We start from the raw sequence: 22,375 nt of genomic DNA on the forward strand, positions 1-22,375 counted from the left end.
GCGGACTGTGGGCACAATTGGTCTCGGCGTCGGACGGCGCGCACGGTTGTCGTACGGCGCGCGATGAATGGGGAGGCAGGAACGACGGTGGCGGAACGGAGCACAGCTGCCGTCGACGTGGCAGACAACAGCGGTGACGAGCCGCTGACCGCACAGGCGGACCAGTCCACGGCCGACGGGGTGGCCAAGAACCGGGAGCGGGACACGGACAGGAACGAGGCACAGGGGAGCGGCGGGACGGAACGTTCCGAGAAGGCCTCACCACCCGAGCTGCACAGTGGTCACAAACTCGCCAGACGCTACCGGCTCGAGGAGTGCGTCACCCGTCTGGACGGATTCAGCAGTTGGCGGGCGGTGGACGAGAAGCTCCGCCGGGCGGTGGGCGTTCATGTGCTGCCGGCCGATCACTCGCGCGCACGCTCCGTCCTCGCCGCGGCCCGGTCATCCGCGCTGCTCGCCGATCCGCGTTTCGTACAGGTCCTGGACGCCGTGGAGGAGAACGACCTCGTCTACGTCGTCCACGAGTGGCTGCCTGATGCCACGGAGCTCACCGCGCTCCTCGCCGTCGGCCCACTGGAGCCGCACGACGCCTACCAGATGACCAGTCAGGTCGCCACCGCAATGGCCGCCGCGCACCGCGAGGGGCTGGCGCATCTGCGCCTGAACCCGAACGCCGTCCTGCGGGCCTCCACAGGTCAGTGGCGTATCCGCGGGCTCGCCGTCAACGCAGCACTGCGTGGCATCAGTTCCGACACTCCGCAGCGCGCGGACACCGAGGCGATCGGCGCACTGCTGTACGCGGCTCTCACCCAGCGCTGGCCGTACGAGAACGATGCCTACGGCCTGTCCGGGCTGCCCAAGGACGTCGGTCTGATCGCTCCCGACCAGGTGCGCGCCGGGGTTCACCGCGGTCTGTCGGAACTGTCCATGCGCGCCCTCGCCAACGACGGTGCCACCGCTTCCCGGCATGAGGCCCCGTGCACCACGCCGGAGGAACTGGTCCGGGCGATCGGTGAGATGCCCCGCGTCCGCCCGCCGGAGCCGGCGTTCACCGCTCCGCCGGAGTACCAGCGCACGACGTATCAGCAGGGCACCTACGGCCGTACCGCACCGCGCCCGGGGATCGCCCCGACGGTGGCCACTCCACCGCCGCCGCTGCAGAGCCGTACCGGCCGGGCGCTCAAGTGGGCGGTGTCCGCCCTGCTGATCGTCGCGCTCGGTCTGGGGAGCTGGCAGCTTGCGGACGCCCTGATGGACCGAGGTGGCGAGGCCGACAACACGGGTCCCACCCAGACGACCGACACTGGTGAGAAGGGGCCCACGAAGTCGGCGGGCCAGCCGATCGCCATCAGCGGCGCCCGGGACTTCGACCCCTTCGGCGATGGTTCCGAGAAGCCGTCCGATGTGGGCAAGTCCTACGACGACGACCCCGGGAGCTACTGGGAGACGTACTTCTACAAGGGCGCGGACTTCGGGAACCTGAAGCCCGGTCTCGGCCTCATCCTCGATCTCGGAAAGGCCCAGCAGGTCGGGAAGGTGACCGTCACCTTCGTCGGACGGACGTCGGTGGAGCTGCGTGCCGCCTCCGGTTCAGCGGCCTCCGAGCCCAAGGCCTTCGACGCCTACGCGAAGGTCGCCGAGGGATCGGGCACCACCGTGACGCTGCAGCCGAGCAAGGCCGTCACCACCCGCTACCTCCTGGTCTGGCTGACCGAGCTGCCGCCGACCGGTGACGGTACCTACCGTGGCCGGGTGGCGGACATCAAGGTGAGCAGCTGAAGGCGAGAGGGGGAGGGGGCTGATGGCGGAGGGAGCCGGATACGGCGGAGTGAGCGACCGGGATCTGCTCGCCCGCCATGTGGAAGGCGAGCCGGATGCGTTCGGTGAACTCGTGCGGCGTCACCGCGACCGGCTCTGGGCGGTCGCCCTCCGGACGCTGGGCGACCGGGAGGAGGCCGCCGACGCCGTTCAGGACGCCCTTGTCTCGGCGTATCGCGCAGCTCACACCTTCCGCGGCCAGTCCGCGGTCACCACGTGGCTGCACCGCATCACCGTGAACGCCTGTCTCGACCGCGCCCGCAAGGCCGCTTCCCGAAGAACCTCTCCCGTCGACGACACCGACCGCCTGGAACAGCTACTGGAGCCACACGAGTCGGCATCGGCGCCCGCCGAGCGCGCGGAGCTGCACCGCCAGCTCCTCGCAGCGCTCGCCACGCTGCCGGCCGACCAGAGCGCCGCCCTGGTCCTGGTGGACATGCAGGGTTATCCGATCGCCGAGGCGGCCCGGATTCTCGATGTACCGGCCGGCACGGTGAAGAGTCGATGCTCCCGAGGCCGAGCCCGGCTGCTGCCGCTCCTCGTCCATCTGCGTCCGGGGAACAGCGACGGCCACGGATCCTCCAGCGGGGGACGGAACCGGACGCAGGGGGCATCCGTCCCACCCTCAGCAGGTCCGCGAGACGGTGGGCCAGCCAATCAAGGATCGAGCGACTCAGCTGCGGTGAAGGGCGGAGGTGGGCGAGCGTGACTTCCACGACGGACCGGGCCCGGCACCCGGATGTCGCCGAGATCTCCGACCTCACCGAGGGGCTGCTTTCGTCGTCCCGTGCCGGCGAAGTCCGGGAGCACCTGAGTCTGTGCGAGCAGTGTGCGGACGTGCGCGCCTCACTGGAGGGAGTCCGGGGGTTGCTCGGCGCCCTGCCGGACGTGCCGCCCATGCCCGCTGACGTCGCCCGTCGCATCGACGCCGCTCTGGCCGCCGAGGTGCCCCTCCAGGTCGGAACGGCCAACCACGGGGCCGACTCGGCCGACGCTGACGACGCGGCCCCGGCTGCCCCTCCGGTCTCCGGAACGGGCCTGTCAGGCCATGGCGACCGCGTGGATGTTTCACGTGAAACGGCGGAGCCGGGACGTCCCGCGGGTCATGCCAGAGCCGCCACCGGACCGGGTCGCAAGGACCGCAAGCGGCACGGGGGCCGTCGCAGGGCACTCCTGGGGACCGCACTCGGGGCGGCCGTGCTGGGCCTCGGGTCCGTGCTGGTGTCCTCGCTCACCGGCGGAGGCGGGTCGGGCACGGTTGCCGAGGGCCGGCCGTCGACCGCAGCGGACACCTTCTCCTCGGACACTCTGCAGCAGCAGGTCACCGCCCTGCTCGCCACCGAGTCGAAGCCGACCAAGGACTCCCGCTCCCCGCACAGCTTCGGCATCCAGGGCGAGGTCGACTCCGCGAGTCCGAAGGTCTTGCAGGGGAGCGTGCTTCCTGAGTGCGTCAGGCGCGGTCTGGGCTCCCAGGACGGGCCCGCCCTGGCCACCGAGAACGGCACCTACCAGGGGAAGGACGCGCTCCTCGTGGTGTTGCCCGACGGCACCGACAGCTCACGGGTCACCGCCTACATCATGGACGCGACCTGTATCAAGAACCCGTCGTCCCCCACCGCCTCGGTGCTGTGGAAGGACTCCTACCCCCGCCCCTGAGCGTTTCGCACCGCGGGTCTTCTCCGCACCGCGTGCCGCGCGGTGTCGCCCGTTCCGTGTGCCCGGACCGGACGGGAATGCGCGCCCCGTAGGATCCGTTGGGTGGGGTGTGAGTCCCGGAAGGGAACTCCCACCGGCCGTACGACGCAGTCCAGAGACGAGGAATCCAGCCGTGAGCGACGTCCGTAACGTGATCATCATCGGCTCCGGGCCCGCCGGCTACACGGCGGCGCTGTACACCGCGCGCGCGTCGCTGAAGCCGTTGGTCTTCGAGGGCGCCGTCACTGCGGGTGGTGCCCTCATGAACACCACCGACGTGGAGAACTTCCCCGGCTTCCGGGACGGCATCATGGGCCCGGACCTCATGGACAACATGCGGGCGCAGGCCGAGCGGTTCGGTGCCGAGCTGATCGCCGACGACGTGGTCTCCGTCGACCTCTCCGGCGACGTCAAGACGGTCACGGACACTGCGGGCACGGTCCACAAGGCCAAGGCCGTGATCGTCACCACCGGCTCGCAGCACCGCAAGCTGGGTCTGCCGCGCGAGGACGCGCTCTCCGGCCGCGGGGTCTCCTGGTGTGCCACCTGCGACGGTTTCTTCTTCAGGGAGCAGGACATCGCTGTGATCGGAGGCGGGGACACCGCGATGGAGGAAGCCACCTTCCTCTCGCGCTTCGCCCGGTCCGTGACGGTGGTCCACCGCCGGGACACGCTGCGCGCCTCCAAGGCAATGCAGGAGCGCGCGTTCGGCGATCCGAAGATCACGTTCGTCTGGGACAGCGAGGTTGCGGAGATCGAGGGCGACGAGAAGCTGTCGGGCCTGAAGCTGCGGAACGTCAAGACGGGCGAACTCTCCGCTCTGCCCGTCACCGGTCTGTTCATCGCCATCGGCCACGACCCGCGCACCGAGCTGTTCAAGGGCCAGCTGGATCTTGACGGGGAGGGCTACCTCAAGGTTGCCGCGCCCTCCACCCGGACGAACCTGACCGGGGTGTTCGCCGCCGGCGACGTCGTCGACCACACCTACCGCCAGGCGATCACCGCGGCCGGCACCGGATGCTCCGCGGCCCTGGACGCCGAGCGCTTCCTCGCTGCCCTCTCGGACGAGAACGAGGCCGAGCCCGAGAAGACCTCCGTCTGAACCCCAACCGCCCCGCGCACCGAAAGTGAAGGAACCCGCTGTGGCAGGCACCCTGAAGAACGTGACCGACGCCTCCTTCGACGAGGACGTCCTCAAGAGCGACAAGCCCGTCCTGGTGGACTTCTGGGCCGCCTGGTGCGGTCCGTGCCGTCAGATCGCGCCCTCCCTGGAGGCAATCGCCACCGAGTACGGTGACAAGATCCAGGTCGTCAAGCTGAACATCGACGAGAACCCCGGCACGGCTGCGAAGTACGGCGTCATGTCCATCCCGACGCTGAACGTGTACCAGAACGGCGAGGTCGCCAAGACGATCGTCGGTGCGAAGCCGAAGGCCGCGATCGTCCGCGACCTGGAGGACTTCATCGCGGAGTAGGACGGCGGAGGTGACACCTCGCGTTCCACGTGAAACAACGGAAGGGCCGGCGCCTCAATGGGACCGGCCCTTCCGCATGCCCGCCCCCGGGCGTGCATCCCCCGACGGCGAGAAGCAGTCACAGAGGTCGCAGCGCCGGTTCCTTCTGTACCGCGCCCAGAAGCCGGTCCAGGGCCATCTCCACGTCCTCCTTCCATGAGAGCGTGGAGCGCAGTTCCAGCCGCATCCTGGGGTGGACCGGGTGGTGCCGTACGGTCTTGAAGCCCACCGCCAGGAGGTAGTCGGCGGGAAGCAGGCAGGCCGGTTCCTTCCAGCGCGCATCGCCGAAGGCCTCGATCGCCTTGAACCCGCGACGCAGCAGGTCCTTGGCGACCGTCTGCACCATGACACGGCCGAGCCCCTGACTCCGGTAGCCCGGCATAAGGAAACCCGTCATCAGCTGCACGGCATCCGGTGAGACAGGGCTCGTCGGAAAGGCCGTCGCGCGCGGGACGTACGCGGGAGGTGCGTAGAGGACGAACCCCACCGGGGTGTCATCCACATAGACCACCCGCCCGCAGGATCCCCAGTCCAGCAGCACGGCGGAGATCCAGGCTTCCTTCTCGGTCTCGGCCGTGCCCGCCCCTACCGCTGCCTCACCGCTGACCGGGTCCAGCTCCCAGAAGACGCACGAGCGGCAACGCTGAGGCAGGTCCGCCAGGTTGTCCAGCGTGAGCGGTACGAGCCGACGCCCCATGACAGCTTTTCCTCGCTTCCGTCGCCCGCTGTGTCACGGGCTGCCGCCAGGGCACTCCGTTCCCTGAGCAGACTGCCGACGAACCCACCGAGCATGCCCAGCCCCAGACAGGTGGTCACCAGACCGCCCCGGCTCATGGTCCGCATGGCCCGCCTCCCTCTCAGAGGAGCCGCCAGGTGGATGCGCCGTACCCGCTCGCATCGTATCCACGAAGCGATTGCATCGATACCGACAGAAAGCAAAGAGCGGACCGTGTTCCGGTACACACCGGACACGGTCCGCTCCGTCGGCGAAAGGAAGTCGCCCGAAGCCGCGCGGTCAGACCTCGGTCTCCGTGGACTCCTCGTCCTCCCAGGCGTTCTGCAGCACCGGACCCTCTCCCGGAGCGAGAGTGCCGAGGATCCGCTCAAGATCCTCCATGGAGGCGAACTCGACAGTGATCTTGCCTTTCTTCTGCCCCAGGTCGACCTTCACCCTGGTCTCGAAGCGGTCCGAAAGACGCGTCGCCAGGCCGCTCAGCGCCGGGGAGACCCGCGCGCCTGCCCGCGGACCCTTGGCACGTGAGGCCTTCTTCGGACCCGCGCCCATAAGGGTCACGATCTCCTCGACGTTGCGCACCGAAAGACCCTCGGCCACGATGCGACGGGCCAGATGGTTCTGCTCCTCGGCGTCATCGACTGCGAGCAGCGCCCGCGCGTGCCCAGCGGAGAGAACTCCGGCGGCAACCCGACTCTGAACCGCCGGCGACAGCTTCAGCAGACGCAAGGTGTTGGAGACCTGCGGACGCGAGCGGCCGATCCGATCCGCAAGCTGATCGTGGGTGCAGTTGAAGTCCTTCAGCAACTGGTCGTAGGCCGCGGCCTCTTCCAGTGGATTGAGCTGCGCCCGGTGCAGGTTCTCCAGCAGGGCGTCCAGAAGGAGCTTCTCGTCGTCGGTGGCCCGTACGATCGCGGGGATGGCATCCAGCCCCGCCTCACGGCAGGCCCGCCAGCGCCGCTCACCCATGATGAGCTCATAGCGGCCGGACCCCAGCTGCCGTACGACGACGGGCTGGAGAAGGCCCACCTCCTTGATGGAGGTGACGAGTTCGGCCAGCGCGTCCTCGGCGAACACCTCGCGAGGTTGCCTCGGGTTCGGTGTGATGGCGTCGAGCGGGATCTCGGCGAAGTGCACACCCGGAGGAGCTCCCGACTCCTCCACTCCCCCCTGCGCCGGGTACTCCTCGGTTTCACGTGAAACGGACGCCAGCTTGGCCACCTTCGCCGCAGCCACTCCACGCTCGCCCGCCAGCGCAGGTGCCGCTCCCGAAGAAGAGGAAGGTGCATTCCCCACTGCGGTCGCCGCAGGTGTTCTTTCCGTCGGGGCGGCGGGAATCAGTGCGCCAAGACCTCGGCCCAGCCCCCTTCGTCGCTCGCTCACTGAATCCCCTCCACCATGTTCGGGTTGGTCTGGGCACCGACGTGGGCGTGGGTGGCGTCGTAGCTGACACCGACGCCCTTCAGCGCGATCTCACGTGCGGCCTCAAGATAGGAGAGAGCACCGCTTGACCCTGGATCGTAGGTCAGCACGGTCTGCCCGTAGCTCGGCGCCTCGGAGATACGGACCGAGCGGGGAATGCTCGTCCGCAGCACTTCGTCGCCGAAGTGGCTGCGCACCTCTTCCGCCACCTGTGACGCCAGACGGGTACGGCCGTCGTACATGGTGAGCAGGATGGTCGACACGTGGAGGTCGGGATTGAGATGCCCCCGCACCAGGTCGACGTTACGCAGCAGCTGACCGAGGCCCTCCAGCGCGTAGTACTCGCACTGAATCGGGATGAGCACCTCCTGGCCCGCGACGAGCGCGTTCACCGTCAGCAGGCCGAGCGAGGGCGGGCAGTCGATGAGAACGTAGTCCAGCGGCTGCTCGTAGGCCTGAATGGCACGCTGGAGCCGGCTTTCCCGAGCCACGAGGGAGACCAGTTCGATCTCCGCACCGGCCAGATCGATCGTGGCGGGGGCACAGAAGAGGCCCTCGACGTCCGGGACCGGCTGCACGACCTCCGACAGCGGCTTGCTCTCGACCAGCACGTCGTAGATCGAGGGAACCTCGGCGTGGTGATCGATTCCCAACGCGGTGGAGGCGTTGCCCTGGGGGTCGAGGTCGACGACCAGGACGCGCCCACCATGCAGCGCCAGGGAGGCAGCCAGGTTGACGGTCGTCGTGGTCTTGCCGACGCCGCCCTTCTGGTTGGCGACCACGATCACTCGCGTGTGCTCGGGTCGCGGCAGGCCCTCGCCGGCGCGGCCCAGAGCGTCCACCGCCATCTGGGCAGCGCGACCGATCGGAGTGTCGTCCATCGGAGGCGGCGTTTCACGTGAAACATCGCCCCCCAGAGACTCGGTACGGGGACCGGGGACCGGATCGGTCATCGGTCCCGCGATGTTGGCGTCGGACCGCAAGGATTCACTCTCCTCGACTTCAGGCTCGCAATGAACAGAGCCTCCCATGCCTGCCGGGTCGTGAACCAGTGAGCCCTGGCCTTCTGTGGAGAAATCCACCTCTGTGGACAACTCCGCTCCCTTATCGAGTGACCCGAGAGGCTTACGGTCGCGGGGTTCGGCCGCGGCGCGGCCCCGACTGATGATGCCGTGCAGCAGTGAGCGACGTTTCACGTGAAACACGATGCCTAGCGGTCCCGGCCCGGACCGCGCGACACTCCGGCACGCACATGCGAGGCAGCTTATGTGGAGTACGCGGCCTCTCCGGAAGAGTCAGCGTCGACGACGCGTCCTCCCCGTACGAGCAGCCTTGGCGCGCTTTGCAGCGAACCGCACCCCGCCGGGGCTTTCCCCGACCTCCACCCGCACGACCGTGGACAACGGATCCACGACGCCTTCTCCGACATGCAGGATGGATGTGTCCACGGCACCGAGCTTGCTCAGCGCCGTCGCCGCGCTCTTCAGCTCGTCCACGGCAGTGTCACCCTTGAGCGCCAGCATCTCGCCGTACGGTCGGAGCAACGGGATGCCCCAGGTGGCCAACCGGTCAAGCGGAGCCACGGCGCGTGCGGTCACCACGTGGACGGGAGGAAGCTTGCCCATCACTTCCTCCGCCCGGCCACGGACGACGGTGACGTGGTCCAGGCCCAGCAGCTCCACGACCTCGGTCAGGAAGGTGGTACGCCTCAGCAGCGGCTCCAAGAGCGTGATCTTGAGGTCCTCTCTGACGAGGGCAAGGGGGATGCCGGGAAGACCGGCACCCGAGCCGACGTCGCAGACGGTGACACCCTCCGGCACCACCTCCGAGAGCACCGCGCAGTTGAGCAGGTGCCGTTCCCACAGGCGGGGAACCTCGCGTGGCCCAATGAGCCCGCGCTGCACTCCCGCCTCAGCCAGGAGCTCGGCGTACCGGACCGCATCCGAGAAGCGATCACCGAATACGTCACGTGCCTGCTCGGGCGCAGGGGGGAGCTCCGCTGCCTCCGTCACGGGGACCGTCCTTCCGTACCGCATCAGCGCACCGGACTGGGCGCCGACCACCAGAACTACCAGGCTGACAAGTTCGGCCCCGCCTGCGCTCCAGACGGGGCCGAGAAGACATGCGTATATCAGTTGGGCAGCACGACGACGAAGCGCTGGGGCTCCTCGCCCTCGGACTCGCTGCGCATGCCGGCCGCCTTGACGGCGTCGTGCACGACCTTGCGCTCGAACGGCGTCATCGGCTTGAGCTGCTTGGGCTCGCCGCTGCTCTTGACCTCGGCCGCGGCCTCGGCGGCCAGCTCGGTCAGATCGGCCCGCTTCCTGGCGCGGTACCCGGCGATGTCGAGCATGAGCCGGCTCCGGTCCCCGGTCTCCCGGTGGACTGCCAGCCGGGTCAGCTCCTGCAGCGCTTCCAGTACCTCACCGTCGCGGCCGACCAGCTTCTGGAGGTCGCGGGTGCTCACATCACTGATGATCGACACCGAGGCTCGATCTCCCTCGACGTCCATGTCGATGTCACCGTCGAGATCAGCGATGTCCAGCAGACCCTCGAGGTAGTCCGCCGCGATGTCGCCCTCCTGCTCCAGGCGGGTCAGGGTGTCTGCACCCTCGGCGGAGGTGGTGCCTTCCGTCACGGGATGGGCTCCTTCTTACTTCTTGGACGGGGACTTGGGACGCTGCGGTCCGCCCTTGCGCTGGCCGGACTGGGCCTTGCTGCGGGTGCCGTTGCCCGGCTTCGCAGCGGGCTTCTTGTCTGCTGCCGGCTTGGTGCCCTGCGGCTCGTCCGACTTGCTCAGCGACGTCGACGACGGGGACGAGGAGGACGAGTCGTCGGTCGTCCTGGTGCTGCCCGACTGCCGCTGGGACTTCGACTGCCGCTTGGGCTGCTGCCGCCTCGGCGTTCCGGCACTCGCGGGGGCACCGTCCTCGACCTCGGTGACGACCTGGGAGTCGCTCTTGACCACGGTGCCGTCGGCCTGGGCCGCGAGACCGGCCTTGCTCAGACCGTTGATGAACTTGCGCTCGAACTCGTTGCGGTCACGGCCCTTGGCGACGATGGCCTTGATGATGATGCGCTCGCTGCGCTTGCGGGCCTTGCCGTGGTGCGTGACGTGGTTGTAGAGCCGGTCCAGGTACGAGGCCTGCGCCTTGGAACCCGGGGTCGGGTTGTTGTGGATGACGTACATCTGCTGGCCCATGGTCCACACGTTGGTGGTCAGCCAGTACACGAGCACGCCGACGGGGAAGTTGATGCCGAAGACGGCGAACATGACCGGGAAGACGTACATCAGCATCTTCTGCTGCTGCATGAACGGCGTCTTCACCGTGGTGTCGACGTTCTTCGTCATCAGCTGGCGCTGGGTGAAGAACTGCGAGGCCGACATCATGACGATCATGACCGCGGTCACGACCCGCACATCGGTCAGGGAGGCGCCGAGCGCCTCCACCGTCGACGCGCTGTCCATGAACTTCGCCGCCAGGGGGGCACCGAAGATGTGCGCCTGCCGCGCGCTGGCGAGCAGCTGCTCGTCGATGACGCCGATCTTGTTGCCGGAGGCAATGCCGTTCAGCACGTGGTACAGCGCGAAGAAGAACGGTGACTGGGCCAGGATGGGGAGGCACGAGGAGAGCGGGTTGGTGCCCGTCTCCTTGTACAGCTTCATCATCTCTTCGGACTGGCGCTGCCGGTCGTTCTTGTAGCGCTCCTGGATCTTCTTCATCTCCGGCTGGAGCGTCTGCATCGCTCGCGTCGCCTTGATCTGCTTCACGAAGAGCGGAACCAGGCAGATCCGGATCACGATCACCAGGGACACGATGGACAGGCCCCAGGCCCACCCGGTGTCAGGGCCGAAGATCGCGCCGTACACCGTGTGGAACTGGACGATGACCCAGGAAACGGGCCAGGTGATGAAACTGAAGAGGCTGGCAATCGTGTCCACTAATCATGCTCCTTGGGCATGGGGCGAGGTCTCTGCGGCCGGGCACGAGGAATCGTTCTCCTCGGTGGCCGTTTCGGCGGCGGAGGGCCCGCCCTTGCGTGCACGCCAGGCGTCACGCAGCCTTTCGTGCCACCGCGGACGCTTGCGCGGCGGAACGTGGTCCACACCGCCCGGCGACCAGGGGTTGCAGCGCAGGATGCGCCAGGCCGTGAGTGCCGTTCCCTTGATCGCGCCGTGCCGGTCGATGGCCGTGTAGCCGTAGTGGGAGCACGACGGGTAGTACTTGCAGACCGGCCCGAGCAGTGGACTGATCGTCCACTGGTACAACTTGATCAGGGCCAGCAGTGGATATTTCATCGCGCGCCCCCTCCCAGCAGCCGCCGGAGAGCGGCATCCAGGTCTTGGGCCAGTTGTGCTTGGTCGGCGTCGCCCGCACCGGGCAGCGCCCGTACCACTACCAGGCTACCGGGGGGCAGCTCGGCGATGCGGTCGCGCATCAGGTGACGGAGTCGGCGCTTGACCTTGTTCCGGACGACCGCGCCACCCACTGCCTTGCTCACGACGAAACCCGCACGCGTCGGGGATGCGCTCTCCCCAGGCGCGTGCGGGTCCGTGGCACCGCTACGAAGGTGGACGACGAGCGAAGGGCGACCGGCCCTCCGCCCGCGTCGTACCGCGGTCGCGAAGTCCTCGCGCCGCCTCAGCCGGTTCTCGGTGGGCAGCACGACTCATGACCTGACCGGGATCAGGCGGACAGACGGGCGCGACCCTTGCTGCGGCGGGACGCGAGAATCGCGCGGCCGGCACGGGTGCGCATACGCAGCCGGAAGCCGTGGGTCTTCGCGCGACGACGGTTGTTCGGCTGGAAGGTGCGCTTGCTCACTCGGGGGCTCCAGAAAGAAATCGGTGGTGGCGGGGTGCCGTCCTGGCTGTCACCGTGCGCCCACGAGTAGCTCGCGTTAACGCCGCAGTGCACCGCTGACCGATCACCTTGTACGCGATCTGTGCCCTTCGGAGGCAGGCGGCAGCAGCCATCGACAACTCGACCTCGCCACGGTACGCGCGGCTGCGCCAATCGGTCAAACCAGGGGTGGCACCGAGACACTGTCCACAGCCTGGGGACAACAACTTGAACCGTACCCGCCGCGCTGACTACCGTGGCTGGACTCCGATTCGTTCCCTTGTCCCCCGACCACCTGCTTCGTCCCTGATCCCGCCCCGCCGCCCCGGATTCCGACCCTTCCCCGGACCACACGTTCGAGGGACCTGTGAGAGAGCGTGCCCTGTGGCTGACGTACCTGCCGATCTTGCCGCAGTGTGGCCACGAGTTCTGGAGCAACTCCTCGGAGAGGGCCGCGGCCAGGGTGTGGAGTCGAAGGACGAGCACTGGCTGCGCCGGACCCAGCCGCTGGCGCTGGTCGCGGACACGGCCCTGCTCGCCGTGCCGAACGAATTCGCGAAGAACGTGCTGGAGGGCCGGCTGGCCCCGATCGTCAGCGACACGCTGAGCCGCGAGTGCGGCCGTCCCATCCGGATCGCGATCACGGTGGACGACTCCGCGGGCGAGCCGCCGGCGCCCCCGGGCGGCCAGGCGCAGCACTACGAGGAGCCCGAACTGCCCTCGGCGCCCTACGACGGCGGCTACGACAGCGGGTACGACGGCTACGGCCGCCACCGGGCCGAGCACCGCGGTGAGCCTCAGCCCGGGCCCGCGGGCGACCCGCACCCGGGCATGCGGGGCGACCAGCGCCCGGGCGTGCGGGGCGACCAGCGCCCCGGCGCACGCGGCGATCAGCTGCCCGCCGTCCGCCCCGCCTACCCCTCCGAGTACCAGCGGCCCGAGCCGGGCGCCTGGCCACGCCGCCCGCAGGACGACTACGGCTGGCAACAGCAGCGGCTCGGCTTCCCCGAGCGCGACCCCTACGCCTCGCCCGGTTCCCCGGACTCCTACGGCGGTACCGGCCAGGACGGGTACCAGGACCCCTATCCCCAGACCGCGCCGGACTACCGCCCGCAGCCGGTCGAGCGGCCCTCCTACGAACAGCAGCGCTCCGACTACGAGGCACCCCGCTCCGACTACGACGGAGCGCGCGGCGAGTACGAGCCCCCGCGCGGCGGCTACGACCAGCGCGACGGCTACGACCAGCGCGACGGGGGCCGCCGCGAGCTGTCCGAGCCGCCGGCCGGGTCGGGGCACGTCCACCGCGGCGGGCCGGTCGGCCCCAACCTGCCGGCGAGCGGCGCTCCCGGCCCGCTGGCCGCACAGCCCGCACCGGCGACCGGGCCCGGCGAGCCGACCGCGCGGCTGAACCCCAAGTACCTGTTCGACACCTTCGTCATCGGCGCTTCCAACCGCTTCGCGCACGCGGCCGCGGTCGCCGTCGCCGAGGCGCCCGCGAAGGCGTACAACCCCCTGTTCATCTACGGGGAGTCCGGCCTCGGCAAGACGCACCTGCTGCACGCCATCGGGCACTACGCACGCAGCCTCTACCCGGGTACGCGGGTGCGGTACGTCAGCTCGGAGGAGTTCACCAACGAGTTCATCAACTCCATCCGCGACGGCAAGGGCGACAGCTTCCGCAAGCGCTACCGCGAGATGGACATCCTGCTGGTCGACGACATCCAGTTCCTGGCGGACAAGGAGTCGACGCAGGAGGAGTTCTTCCACACCTTCAACACGCTGCACAACGCCAACAAGCAGATCGTGCTGTCCTCCGACCGGCCGCCCAGGCAGCTGGTGACCCTGGAGGACCGGCTGCGGAACCGTTTCGAGTGGGGCTTGACCACCGACGTCCAGCCGCCCGAGTTGGAGACGCGCATCGCGATCCTGCGCAAGAAGGCGGTCCAGGAACAGCTCAACGCCCCGCCGGAGGTTCTGGAGTTCATCGCCTCCCGCATCTCGCGCAACATCCGCGAACTGGAGGGCGCACTGATCCGGGTCACGGCGTTCGCCTCGCTGAACCGGCAGCCGGTGGACCTGGGCCTGACGGAGATCGTCCTGAAGGACCTGATCCCCGGCGGTGAGGACTCGGCGCCGGAGATCACCTCGACGGCCATCATGAGCGCCACCGCGGACTACTTCGGGCTGACGGTGGAGGACCTGTGCGGAACCTCGCGAGGACGGGCACTGGTCACGGCCCGGCAGATCGCGATGTACCTGTGCCGCGAGCTGACCGACCTCTCCCTGCCGAAGATCGGGGCGCTGTTCGGGGGGCGGGACCACACCACGGTGATGCACGCCGACCGGAAGATCCGCAACCTGATGGCCGAACGGCGCTCGATCTACAACCAGGTCACCGAGCTGACCAACCGCATCAAGAACGGCTGACGGCGGCGGGCACCCTGCGGCGGGGCCGGCAGGGCCCGAAGCGGGCGCAGACGGACGGTACGACGGCGCAGGGCGCCCCAGGATCCGATCCGGGGCGCCCTGCGCGGTTCTCCCCGGCCCCGAGCCCGCCGCAGACCTCCCGGCCCGACGCAGACCTACGGCTGGGCCCGACGGCCCCCGGTCCTATCGGCGCGGCCTCCAGTCCTGCCGGCGCGGCCTCCGAGCCCGGCTCCGCCGTCGGGGACACCCTCGGCGTCCCTCCCCGGCCGCCCTCCGGCTCCCGTCCCCTCCCGCCCCGGCCGGGAAGTGCGCCGCCGCGCCCCTTCCGCCGGTCCCGGCACACCTCCCAGCCGCCGTCCGCCTCCCTCAGCACGCCCGGCAGCCCCAGACCCCGCCACCGCCGGCCTCCGCATCGTGGGCACAGCCGTACCAGCCGCTGTTCGAATACCTGCGGGGTTACGGTCATCGTCCACAGATTGGCCAACTTTTTCGTATCCACATCCTGGGGACCGTCGAGTTGTCCAGACTGTGTCCACAGCGGTCTCCGTCGAAAACCTGTCGTCCCAGCTCAGCCGCCTGTGGATTGGTGGACGACGAATCTCCACAGCCTGTGGACGAAGAAATGATCCACAGGCTGTGTACAAAGTTTTCCACTGGCCACCCACAAGCCGGGCCGTGTTGTCCCCAAGGATCGTCGGCTTCTCCACACCGCTGTCCACTGTTCGGCAACGCGACTCCCCCGCTCACCGCGTCGAGTGAAAGCCGTCACACCGGGCGGTCCCGGAGGGCTGTGGGAAAGCCGGTCGAAACTGGGGACGCAGCTGGGGAGAACTCGGCCGGACCTGTGCACGGGGTGTGCAGAACTTTCTGTTCTCCACAGCAAGGCCTAGTTGTCCACTGCCTCCGCCCACAGGGCCCGTGGACAAAAACTCGCGGCTGAGCTGGGCAAACGTGGTTATCCACGGTATCCACAGGCCCTACTACTACGAACGACTAGAGAGAGAGCTGCATTCGTTTCGAAGCGGGACCTGTGCACAACTTGCTCCCGGCAGCCCGACCGTCGCGCATCACGACTTGACCCCGAGCGGCACCTACTGTCAGTGCGGTGCGTCAGACTGTTCCCCGGTGTCCTTCCCCCCACGAGGGCCGGTGACACCGAGACAGACGACGAAGGCGAAGCAGGGCGAGAAGCGCCGGCAACAGCAGGAGGCGGCTTACGGTGAAGATCCGGGTGGAACGCGACGTACTCGCGGAGGCAGTGGCCTGGGCGGCGCGCAGCCTCCCGGCCCGTCCGCCGGCGCCGGTTCTCGCCGGCCTGCTGCTGAAGGCGGAGGACGGTCAGCTCAGCCTGTCCAGCTTCGACTACGAGGTCTCCGCCCGGGTCGGGGTCGACGCGGAGGTCGAGGAGGACGGCACGGTGCTCGTGTCCGGCCGCCTGCTGGCCGACATCGCCCGCGCCCTCCCGAACCGGCCGGTGGAGATCTCCACGGACGGTGTACGGGCGACGGTGGTCTGCGGCTCCTCCCGGTTCACGCTGCACACGCTGCCGGTGGAGGAGTACCCGGCGCTGCCTCAGATGCCGAACGCGACGGGCACCGTCCCAGGCGAGGTCTTCGCCTCCGCGGTGCAACAGGTCGCCATCGCGGCGGGGCGCGACGACACGCTTCCCGTCCTGACCGGTGTCCGCATCGAGATCGAGGGCGACACGGTCACCCTGGCCTCCACGGACCGCTACCGCTTCGCGGTCCGCGAGTTCCTGTGGAAGCCGGAGAACCCGGAGGCCTCCGCGGTCGCGCTGGTGCCCGCCAAGACGCTGCAGGACACCGCCAAAGCGCTGACCAGCGGCGACAGCGTGACCCTGGCGCTGTCCGGCTCGGGTTCGGGCGAGGGACTGATCGGTTTCGAGGGCGCCGGCCGGCGGACCACCACCCGGCTGCTGGAAGGCGACCTGCCGAAGTACCGGACGCTGTTCCCGACCGAGTTCAACTCCGTCGCCGTGATCGAGACCGCCCCGTTCGTGGAGGCCGTCAAGCGTGTGGCCCTGGTCGCCGAGCGCAACACCCCGGTGCGGCTCAGTTTCGAGCAGGGCGTGCTCATCCTGGAGGCCGGTTCCAGCGACGATGCACAGGCTGTGGAAAGGGTCGACGCGCAGCTGGAGGGCGACGACATCTCGATCGCCTTCAACCCGACGTTCCTGCTGGACGGGCTGAGCGCCATCGACTCGCCGGTGGCCCGGCTCTCCTTCACCACGTCCACCAAGCCCGCGCTGCTGTCCGGCAAGCCGGCCGTGGACGCCGAGGCGGACGAGGCGTACAAGTACCTGATCATGCCGGTGCGGCTGAGCGGCTGAGCGGCTGAGCGGCTGAGCGGCCGCAGCCGTCCACAGGCCGGGTGCAGTCCGGCCCGGCCTGTGGAGAAGCCGCAGGTGAGGGGGCGTACGTATGAGCGCGTATGCCCACAGCTGTGCATGGCCGTCCGGGTCTAGGCTCGGGCAGGGGGTGCGCAGGCGCCCCGGGGGCGCGAGCGCGCCCCGCACGCCACACAGCGACCTTAAGGAACGCAACTGATGGAGCTCGGTCTCGTCGGCCTCGGCAAGATGGGCGGCAACATGCGCGAGCGCATACGCCGCGCCGGCCACACCGTCATCGGATTCGACCGCAACCCGGACCTCGCCGACGTCCACAGCCTGCCGGAGCTTGTGGGCAAGCTCTCCGGCCCCCGCGTGGTGTGGGTGATGGTGCCGGCGGGCGGGCCCACCCAGTCCACGATCGACGAGCTGGCCGAGCTGCTCTCGCCCGGCGACGTGGTCGTGGACGGCGGGAACTCGCGCTGGACGGACGACGAGAAGCACGCGGAGCAACTGGCCGCCAAGGGCGTCGGCTTCGTCGACTGCGGAGTCTCCGGCGGCGTCTGGGGCCTGGAGAACGGCTATGCGCTGATGTACGGCGGCGACGCGGCGGACGTCGCCAAGGTCCAGCCCGTTCTCGACGCGCTCAAGCCGGAGGGCGACTTCGGTGCGGTGCACGCCGGCAGGGTCGGCGCGGGCCACTTCGCGAAGATGGTCCACAACGGCATCGAGTACGCGATGATGCAGGCCTACGCCGAGGGCTGGGAGCTGCTGGAGAAGGCGGACTCGGTCACCGACGTGCGCGAGGTGTTCCGCTCCTGGCAGCAGGGCACCGTCATCCGTTCCTGGCTGCTCGACCTGGCCGTCAACGCCCTCGACGCGGACGAGCACCTGGAGGACCTGCGGGGCTACGCCCAGGACTCCGGCGAGGGACGCTGGACGGTGGAGGCGGCCATCGACAACGCGGTGCCGCTGCCGGCGATCACCGCCTCGCTGTTCGCCCGGTTCTCCTCCCGCCAGGAGGACTCGCCGCAGATGAAGATGATCGCCGCGCTGCGCAACCAGTTCGGGGGCCACGCGGTCGAGAAGAAGTGACCGCGCCGGGGCAGCGGGCGCGGAGAAGCAGCAGAACCACCTGAACGACACCGGGGAGGTCGGCGAACGACCATGCACGTGACGCATCTGTCGCTGGCCGACTTCCGCTCCTACGCCCGGGCCGAGGTCCCGCTGGACCCGGGTGTCACCGCCTTCGTCGGCCCCAACGGGCAGGGCAAGACGAACCTCGTGGAGGCCGTCGGCTACCTCGCCACGCTCGGCAGCCACCGGGTCGCCTCCGACGCGCCGCTGGTCCGCATGGGGGCCGACCGGGCGGTGGTCCGGGCGCAGGTCCGACAGGGCGAGCGGCAGCAGCTCATCGAGCTGGAGCTCAACCCGGGCAAGGCGAACCGGGCTCGCATCAACCGGTCCTCGCAGGTCAGGCCGCGCGATGTGCTGGGGATCGTGCGGACGGTGCTGTTCGCGCCGGAGGACCTCGCGCTGGTGAAGGGCGATCCGGGGGAGCGGCGGCGCTTCCTCGACGAGCTGATCACGGCCCGGTCGCCGCGGATGGCGGGGGTGCGCTCCGACTACGACCGGGTGCTCAAGCAGCGCAACACGCTGCTGAAGACCGCGGCGCTGGCCCGCCGGCACGGCGGCCGCAAGGAGCCAGACCTGACCACGCTGGACGTGTGGGACCAGCATCTCGCGCGTGCCGGTGCGGAGCTGCTCGCCCGGCGACTCGACCTGATCGCCGCGCTGCGCCCGCTGGCCGACAAGGCCTACGAGCAGGTGGCCCCGGGCGGCGGCCCGGTCGGACTGGACTACAAACCGTCGGCGCCGGGCGAGGGGCACACCCGTGAGGACCTGTACGCGCAGCTGACCGAGGCGCTCGCGCAGTCCCGCAAGCAGGAGATCGAGCGGGGCGTCACCCTCGTGGGCCCGCACCGGGACGACCTGGTGCTCCGGCTCGGGCAGCTGCCCGCCAAGGGCTACGCCTCCCACGGCGAGTCCTGGTCCATGGCGCTGGCGCTGCGTCTGGCCTCCTACGATCTGCTGCGTGCCGAGGGCAACGAGCCGGTGCTGGTCCTCGACGACGTGTTCGCCGAGCTGGACGCCCGGCGCCGGGAGCGGCTGGCGGAGCTGGTGGCGCCGGGGGAGCAGGTGCTGGTGACGGCCGCGGTCGACGACGACGTGCCGCAGGTGCTCAGCGGGGCGAGGTTCGCGGTGTCGGACGGCGAGGTGGTGCGCGCGTGACCGGTCAGCAACCCGATCCGGGCAGGGGCGCCGATCCGGGCAAGGGCCCCGAGCCGTCCGGTGTCGATCTGGCCCGGGTGGCGCTGCGCGCGGCCCGGGAGGCGGCGCGGGCACGCGGTGACGCGGCGCTGCAGAAGAAGCGGGCGCGGCGCGGAGGGCTGCGCTGCGGCGCCCGGTCCGACGGGCGCGATCCCCTGGCGCTCGGTGCGGCGATCAACCGGCTGATCACCGAGCGGGGCTGGGAGGCCCCGGCCGCGGTCGGCGGGGTGATGGGCCGCTGGCCGCAGATCGTCGGGGCGGACCTGGCCAAGCACTGCGAACCGGAACGGTACGACGAGGACGAGCGGGTGCTGGTCGTGCGCTGCGACTCGACGGCGTGGGCCACCAACCTGCGGCTGCTGGCTCCGACGCTGGTCGCCCGGCTCAACGAGGATCTGGGGCACGGCCGGGTACGCATGATCAAGGTGATCGGTCCCGGGGGACCCGCCCGCCGCTACGGTCCGCTGCGCGCTCCGGGCAGCAGCGGCCCCGGCGACACCTACGGGTAGCGGCCCCGGCGACGTCTGCGGGGCGGCCGGCCCCGGCGACACCTCCCGGCGGATGCCACGGCGGCACTTCCGGGGGCGGAGGCCGCGGCGACGCGCACGGGGCCGTCCCGCGGCACGTACAGGCAGTGGCCGGGCGGTGTCCGCGGGCGGCACCCTTCAGTCCGGGGTTCCGGCGGTCCCCGCTGGTGGAGCCCCGGCGGCGCCCGCCGGCCGCGGTTGCGGGGTACCCGCCGGCAGTGGTTCCGCGGGTGTCCGCGGGCCGCTCGACGGTACCGGCACCACGGGTGAGGGACGTCACATTCCGGCGCGGTTCCGTCCTTCGCGCGGAGCGGCGATCACCGAGCTGACCCGGGAGTAGCAAAGGGTTGACGGTCGGAAGCGCTGAGTGCCGCTGTGAGGCACTTGGGGCCCCCATCCGTATATCGGGAGTCGGGAGAGACCGGTTCAGGGCGGCACATGCGGACTCAGGGACCGGCAAACCCCCATCAGTGTCAGTGCTACCGGTAGACTGGAGGAGAATCCCGCCCCAGTCGTGGGGACGTCCGGGAAACGCTGAGCAACGCTGATCAAGGCTGACCAACGCAACATGCCGCAGCCGCTCCGGCAACCCGCCGACGAGCCCGGCTCGTGCTGTGCCAGAAAGGGCGCTTCGTGGCCGATTCCGGCAACCCCAACGAGAACATCCCGTCCACCGACGCAGGCGCGCTCGACGCCGCTCCCACCCCGACCGGCGAGGCCTCGGCCTCGTACGACGCGAGCGCCATCACCGTCCTCGAGGGTCTGGACGCGGTCCGCAAGCGACCCGGTATGTACATCGGTTCCACGGGCGAGCGCGGCCTGCACCACCTCGTCTACGAGGTCGTCGACAACTCGGTCGACGAGGCGCTGGCCGGCCACGCGGACACGATCGACGTGACGATCCTCCCCGACGGCGGTGTGCGGGTCGTCGACAACGGCCGCGGCATCCCGGTGGGCATCGTGCCCTCCGAGGGCAAGCCGGCCCTCGAGGTCGTGCTGACCGTGCTGCACGCGGGCGGCAAGTTCGGCGGCGGCGGCTACGCGGTCTCCGGCGGTCTGCACGGTGTCGGCGTCTCCGTCGTGAACGCCCTGTCCAGCAAGGTGTCGGTCGAGGTGCGGACCGAGGGCCACCGCTGGACGCAGGAGTACAAGATGGGCGTCCCGACGGCGCCGCTGGCGCAGCACGAGGCGACTCAGGAGACGGGCACCTCGGTCACCTTCTGGGCCGACGGCGACATCTTCGAGACCACGGACTACTCCTTCGAGACGCTGTCGCGGCGCTTCCAGGAGATGGCCTTCCTCAACAAGGGCCTGACGCTCAGGCTGACCGACGAGCGGGAGTCGGCGAAGGCCACCTCCGGCGCGGACGAGGCCGGTGCGGACGAGATCGCCGAGGTCAAGTCGGTCACGTACCACTACGAGGGCGGCATCGTCGACTTCGTGAAGTACCTCAACTCGCGCAAGGGCGAGGCGGTGCACCCGACCATCGTGGACCTGGAGGCCGAGGACAAGGACAAGAGCCTGTCCCTCGAGGTCGCGATGCAGTGGAACAGCGGCTACAGCGAGGGCGTGTACTCGTTCGCCAACATCATCCACACCCACGAGGGCGGCACCCACGAGGAGGGCTTCCGGGCCGCGCTGACCTCGCTGATCAACAAGTACGCGCGGGACCGCAAGCTGCTGCGCGAGAAGGACGACAACCTCACCGGCGACGACATCCGCGAGGGCCTGACCGCGATCATCTCGGTGAAGCTGAGCGAGCCCCAGTTCGAGGGCCAGACCAAGACCAAGCTGGGCAACACCGAGGCGAAGACCTTCGTGCAGCGGGCCGTCTACGAGCACCTCGCCGACTGGCTGGACCGCAACCCGAACGAGGCGGCGGACATCGTCCGCAAGGGCATCCAGGCCGCCTACGCCCGGGTGGCGGCGCGCAAGGCCCGGGACCTGACCCGCCGCAAGGGCCTGCTGGAGAGTGCCTCCCTGCCGGGCAAGCTGTCGGACTGCCAGTCCAACGACCCGACCAAGTGCGAGATCTTCATCGTCGAGGGCGACTCCGCCGGCGGTTCGGCCAAGTCCGGCCGGAACCCGGAGTACCAGGCGATCCTGCCGATCCGGGGCAAGATCCTCAACGTCGAGAAGGCCCGGATCGACAAGATCCTGCAGAACCAGGAGATCCAGGCGCTGATCTCCGCCTTCGGCACGGGCGTGCACGAGGACTTCGACATCGAGAAGCTCCGCTATCACAAGATCATCCTGATGGCGGACGCCGACGTCGACGGCCAGCACATCAACACCCTGCTGCTGACCTTCCTGTTCCGCTTCATGCGGCCGCTGGTCGAGGCCGGGCACGTCTTCCTGTCCCGCCCCCCGCTCTACAAGATCAAGTGGGGCAAGGACGACGTCGACTACGCGTACTCCGACCGCGAGCGCGACGCACTGCTGGAGATGGGCCGCCAGCGCGGCAAGCGGGTCCGGGAGGACTCGATCCAGCGCTTCAAGGGCCTCGGCGAGATGAACGCCGAGGAGCTGCGGGTCACCACGATGGACCAGGACCACCGCGTCCTCGGCCAGGTCACCCTGGACGACGCCGCCCAGGCCGACGACCTGTTCTCGGTCCTGATGGGCGAGGACGTCGAGGCGCGCCGCCAGTTCATCCAGCGCAACGCCAAGGACGTCCGCTTCCTCGACATCTGAGTCGGTCTCAGCTGACCGCACCA

At 69.5% G+C, this 22,375-nt stretch carries 20 protein-coding genes; 11 read left to right on the forward strand and 9 right to left on the reverse strand.

The genetic code is table 11. From position 1 onward, the window contains the following. The first annotated feature begins 87 nt into the window (after positions 1-87). The 5 genes from ACL02U_RS16700 (at position 88) to trxA (ending at position 4,988) form a co-directional block, all read left to right on the forward strand. Entirely contained in the window at positions 88-1,779 is a 1,692-nt protein-coding gene (locus ACL02U_RS16700; RefSeq protein ID WP_412791627.1) for a protein kinase family protein, read from the forward strand. A 22-nt stretch (positions 1,780-1,801) separates the two neighbouring features. Continuing rightward, positions 1,802-2,527, forward strand: a complete 726-nt coding sequence (sigM, locus tag ACL02U_RS16705) for an RNA polymerase sigma factor SigM (protein ID WP_412791628.1) — start codon at positions 1,802-1,804, stop codon at positions 2,525-2,527. Then, positions 2,524-3,474, forward strand: coding sequence for an anti-sigma factor family protein (locus ACL02U_RS16710; RefSeq protein WP_412791629.1), 951 nt, complete (start codon positions 2,524-2,526; stop codon positions 3,472-3,474). Before sigM ends, ACL02U_RS16710 begins: the two co-directional genes overlap by 4 nt. Before the next feature lie 172 nt (positions 3,475-3,646). Further along, positions 3,647-4,615, forward strand: coding sequence for a thioredoxin-disulfide reductase (gene trxB / locus ACL02U_RS16715; protein ID WP_412791630.1), 969 nt, complete (start codon positions 3,647-3,649; stop codon positions 4,613-4,615). Positions 4,616-4,640: 25 nt separating this feature from the next. Beyond that, a complete protein-coding gene (gene trxA, locus ACL02U_RS16720; protein ID WP_412791631.1) occupies positions 4,641-4,988 on the forward strand; it encodes a thioredoxin in 348 nt (115 codons plus the stop codon). A gap of 118 nt (positions 4,989-5,106) precedes the next feature. On the opposite strand, the gene ACL02U_RS16725 is transcribed toward trxA, so the two are convergent. The 9 genes from ACL02U_RS16725 to rpmH form a co-directional block, all read right to left on the reverse strand. Next, positions 5,107-5,724, reverse strand: coding sequence for a GNAT family N-acetyltransferase (locus ACL02U_RS16725; protein ID WP_412791632.1), 618 nt, complete (start codon positions 5,722-5,724; stop codon positions 5,107-5,109). 318 nt (positions 5,725-6,042) lie between these two features. Next, entirely contained in the window at positions 6,043-7,143 is a 1,101-nt protein-coding gene (locus tag ACL02U_RS16730; RefSeq protein ID WP_412791633.1) for a ParB/RepB/Spo0J family partition protein, read from the reverse strand. Beyond that, positions 7,140-8,213, reverse strand: coding sequence for a ParA family protein (locus ACL02U_RS16735; protein WP_412791685.1), 1,074 nt, complete (start codon positions 8,211-8,213; stop codon positions 7,140-7,142). Before ACL02U_RS16735 ends, ACL02U_RS16730 begins: the two co-directional genes overlap by 4 nt. 264 nt (positions 8,214-8,477) lie before the next feature. Next, entirely contained in the window at positions 8,478-9,194 is a 717-nt protein-coding gene (gene rsmG, locus ACL02U_RS16740) for a 16S rRNA (guanine(527)-N(7))-methyltransferase RsmG (protein WP_412791634.1), read from the reverse strand. Between the two features lie 119 nt (positions 9,195-9,313). Continuing rightward, positions 9,314-9,820, reverse strand: a complete 507-nt coding sequence (locus tag ACL02U_RS16745; RefSeq protein ID WP_412791635.1) for a protein jag — start codon at positions 9,818-9,820, stop codon at positions 9,314-9,316. Between the two features lie 15 nt (positions 9,821-9,835). After that, a complete protein-coding gene (gene yidC / locus ACL02U_RS16750) occupies positions 9,836-11,125 on the reverse strand; it encodes a membrane protein insertase YidC (protein ID WP_412791636.1) in 1,290 nt (429 codons plus the stop codon). A gap of 3 nt (positions 11,126-11,128) precedes the next feature. Continuing rightward, entirely contained in the window at positions 11,129-11,482 is a 354-nt protein-coding gene (gene yidD, locus ACL02U_RS16755; RefSeq protein ID WP_412791637.1) for a membrane protein insertion efficiency factor YidD, read from the reverse strand. Beyond that, positions 11,479-11,850: a ribonuclease P protein component gene (gene rnpA, locus ACL02U_RS16760; protein ID WP_412791638.1), complete on the reverse strand. Its 372-nt coding sequence runs from the start codon at positions 11,848-11,850 to the stop codon at positions 11,479-11,481. Before rnpA ends, yidD begins: the two co-directional genes overlap by 4 nt. 20 nt (positions 11,851-11,870) lie before the next feature. Beyond that, the gene (gene rpmH, locus ACL02U_RS16765; RefSeq protein WP_003956500.1) at positions 11,871-12,008 is read right to left on the reverse strand and encodes a 50S ribosomal protein L34; all 138 of its coding nucleotides are present in this window, start codon (positions 12,006-12,008) and stop codon (positions 11,871-11,873) included. A 402-nt stretch (positions 12,009-12,410) separates the two neighbouring features. Between rpmH and dnaA the strand changes: the two genes are divergently transcribed. From dnaA to gyrB, 6 genes are all read left to right on the forward strand, one after another. Next, a complete protein-coding gene (gene dnaA, locus ACL02U_RS16770; RefSeq protein WP_412791639.1) occupies positions 12,411-14,453 on the forward strand; it encodes a chromosomal replication initiator protein DnaA in 2,043 nt (680 codons plus the stop codon). 1,219 nt (positions 14,454-15,672) lie between these two features. After that, on the forward strand, positions 15,673-16,803 hold the full coding sequence (gene dnaN, locus ACL02U_RS16775; RefSeq protein WP_412791640.1) for a DNA polymerase III subunit beta: 1,131 nt from the start codon (positions 15,673-15,675) through the stop codon (positions 16,801-16,803). A gap of 216 nt (positions 16,804-17,019) precedes the next feature. Beyond that, positions 17,020-17,895, forward strand: coding sequence for a phosphogluconate dehydrogenase (NAD(+)-dependent, decarboxylating) (gene gnd, locus ACL02U_RS16780; RefSeq protein ID WP_412791641.1), 876 nt, complete (start codon positions 17,020-17,022; stop codon positions 17,893-17,895). Positions 17,896-17,967: 72 nt separating this feature from the next. Further along, positions 17,968-19,092: a DNA replication/repair protein RecF gene (gene recF / locus ACL02U_RS16785; protein WP_412791642.1), complete on the forward strand. Its 1,125-nt coding sequence runs from the start codon at positions 17,968-17,970 to the stop codon at positions 19,090-19,092. Further along, positions 19,089-19,640: a DUF721 domain-containing protein gene (locus ACL02U_RS16790; protein WP_412791643.1), complete on the forward strand. Its 552-nt coding sequence runs from the start codon at positions 19,089-19,091 to the stop codon at positions 19,638-19,640. Before recF ends, ACL02U_RS16790 begins: the two co-directional genes overlap by 4 nt. 651 nt (positions 19,641-20,291) lie before the next feature. Beyond that, positions 20,292-22,352 carry a DNA topoisomerase (ATP-hydrolyzing) subunit B gene (gene gyrB / locus ACL02U_RS16795; RefSeq protein ID WP_412791644.1) on the forward strand — a complete coding sequence of 687 codons (2,061 nt, stop codon included), beginning with the start codon at positions 20,292-20,294 and terminating at the stop codon, positions 22,350-22,352. Positions 22,353-22,375 lie beyond the last annotated feature (23 nt).

The organism is Streptomyces sp. MS06, assembly GCF_047200655.1.
Taxonomy (GTDB): domain Bacteria; phylum Actinomycetota; class Actinomycetes; order Streptomycetales; family Streptomycetaceae; genus Streptomyces.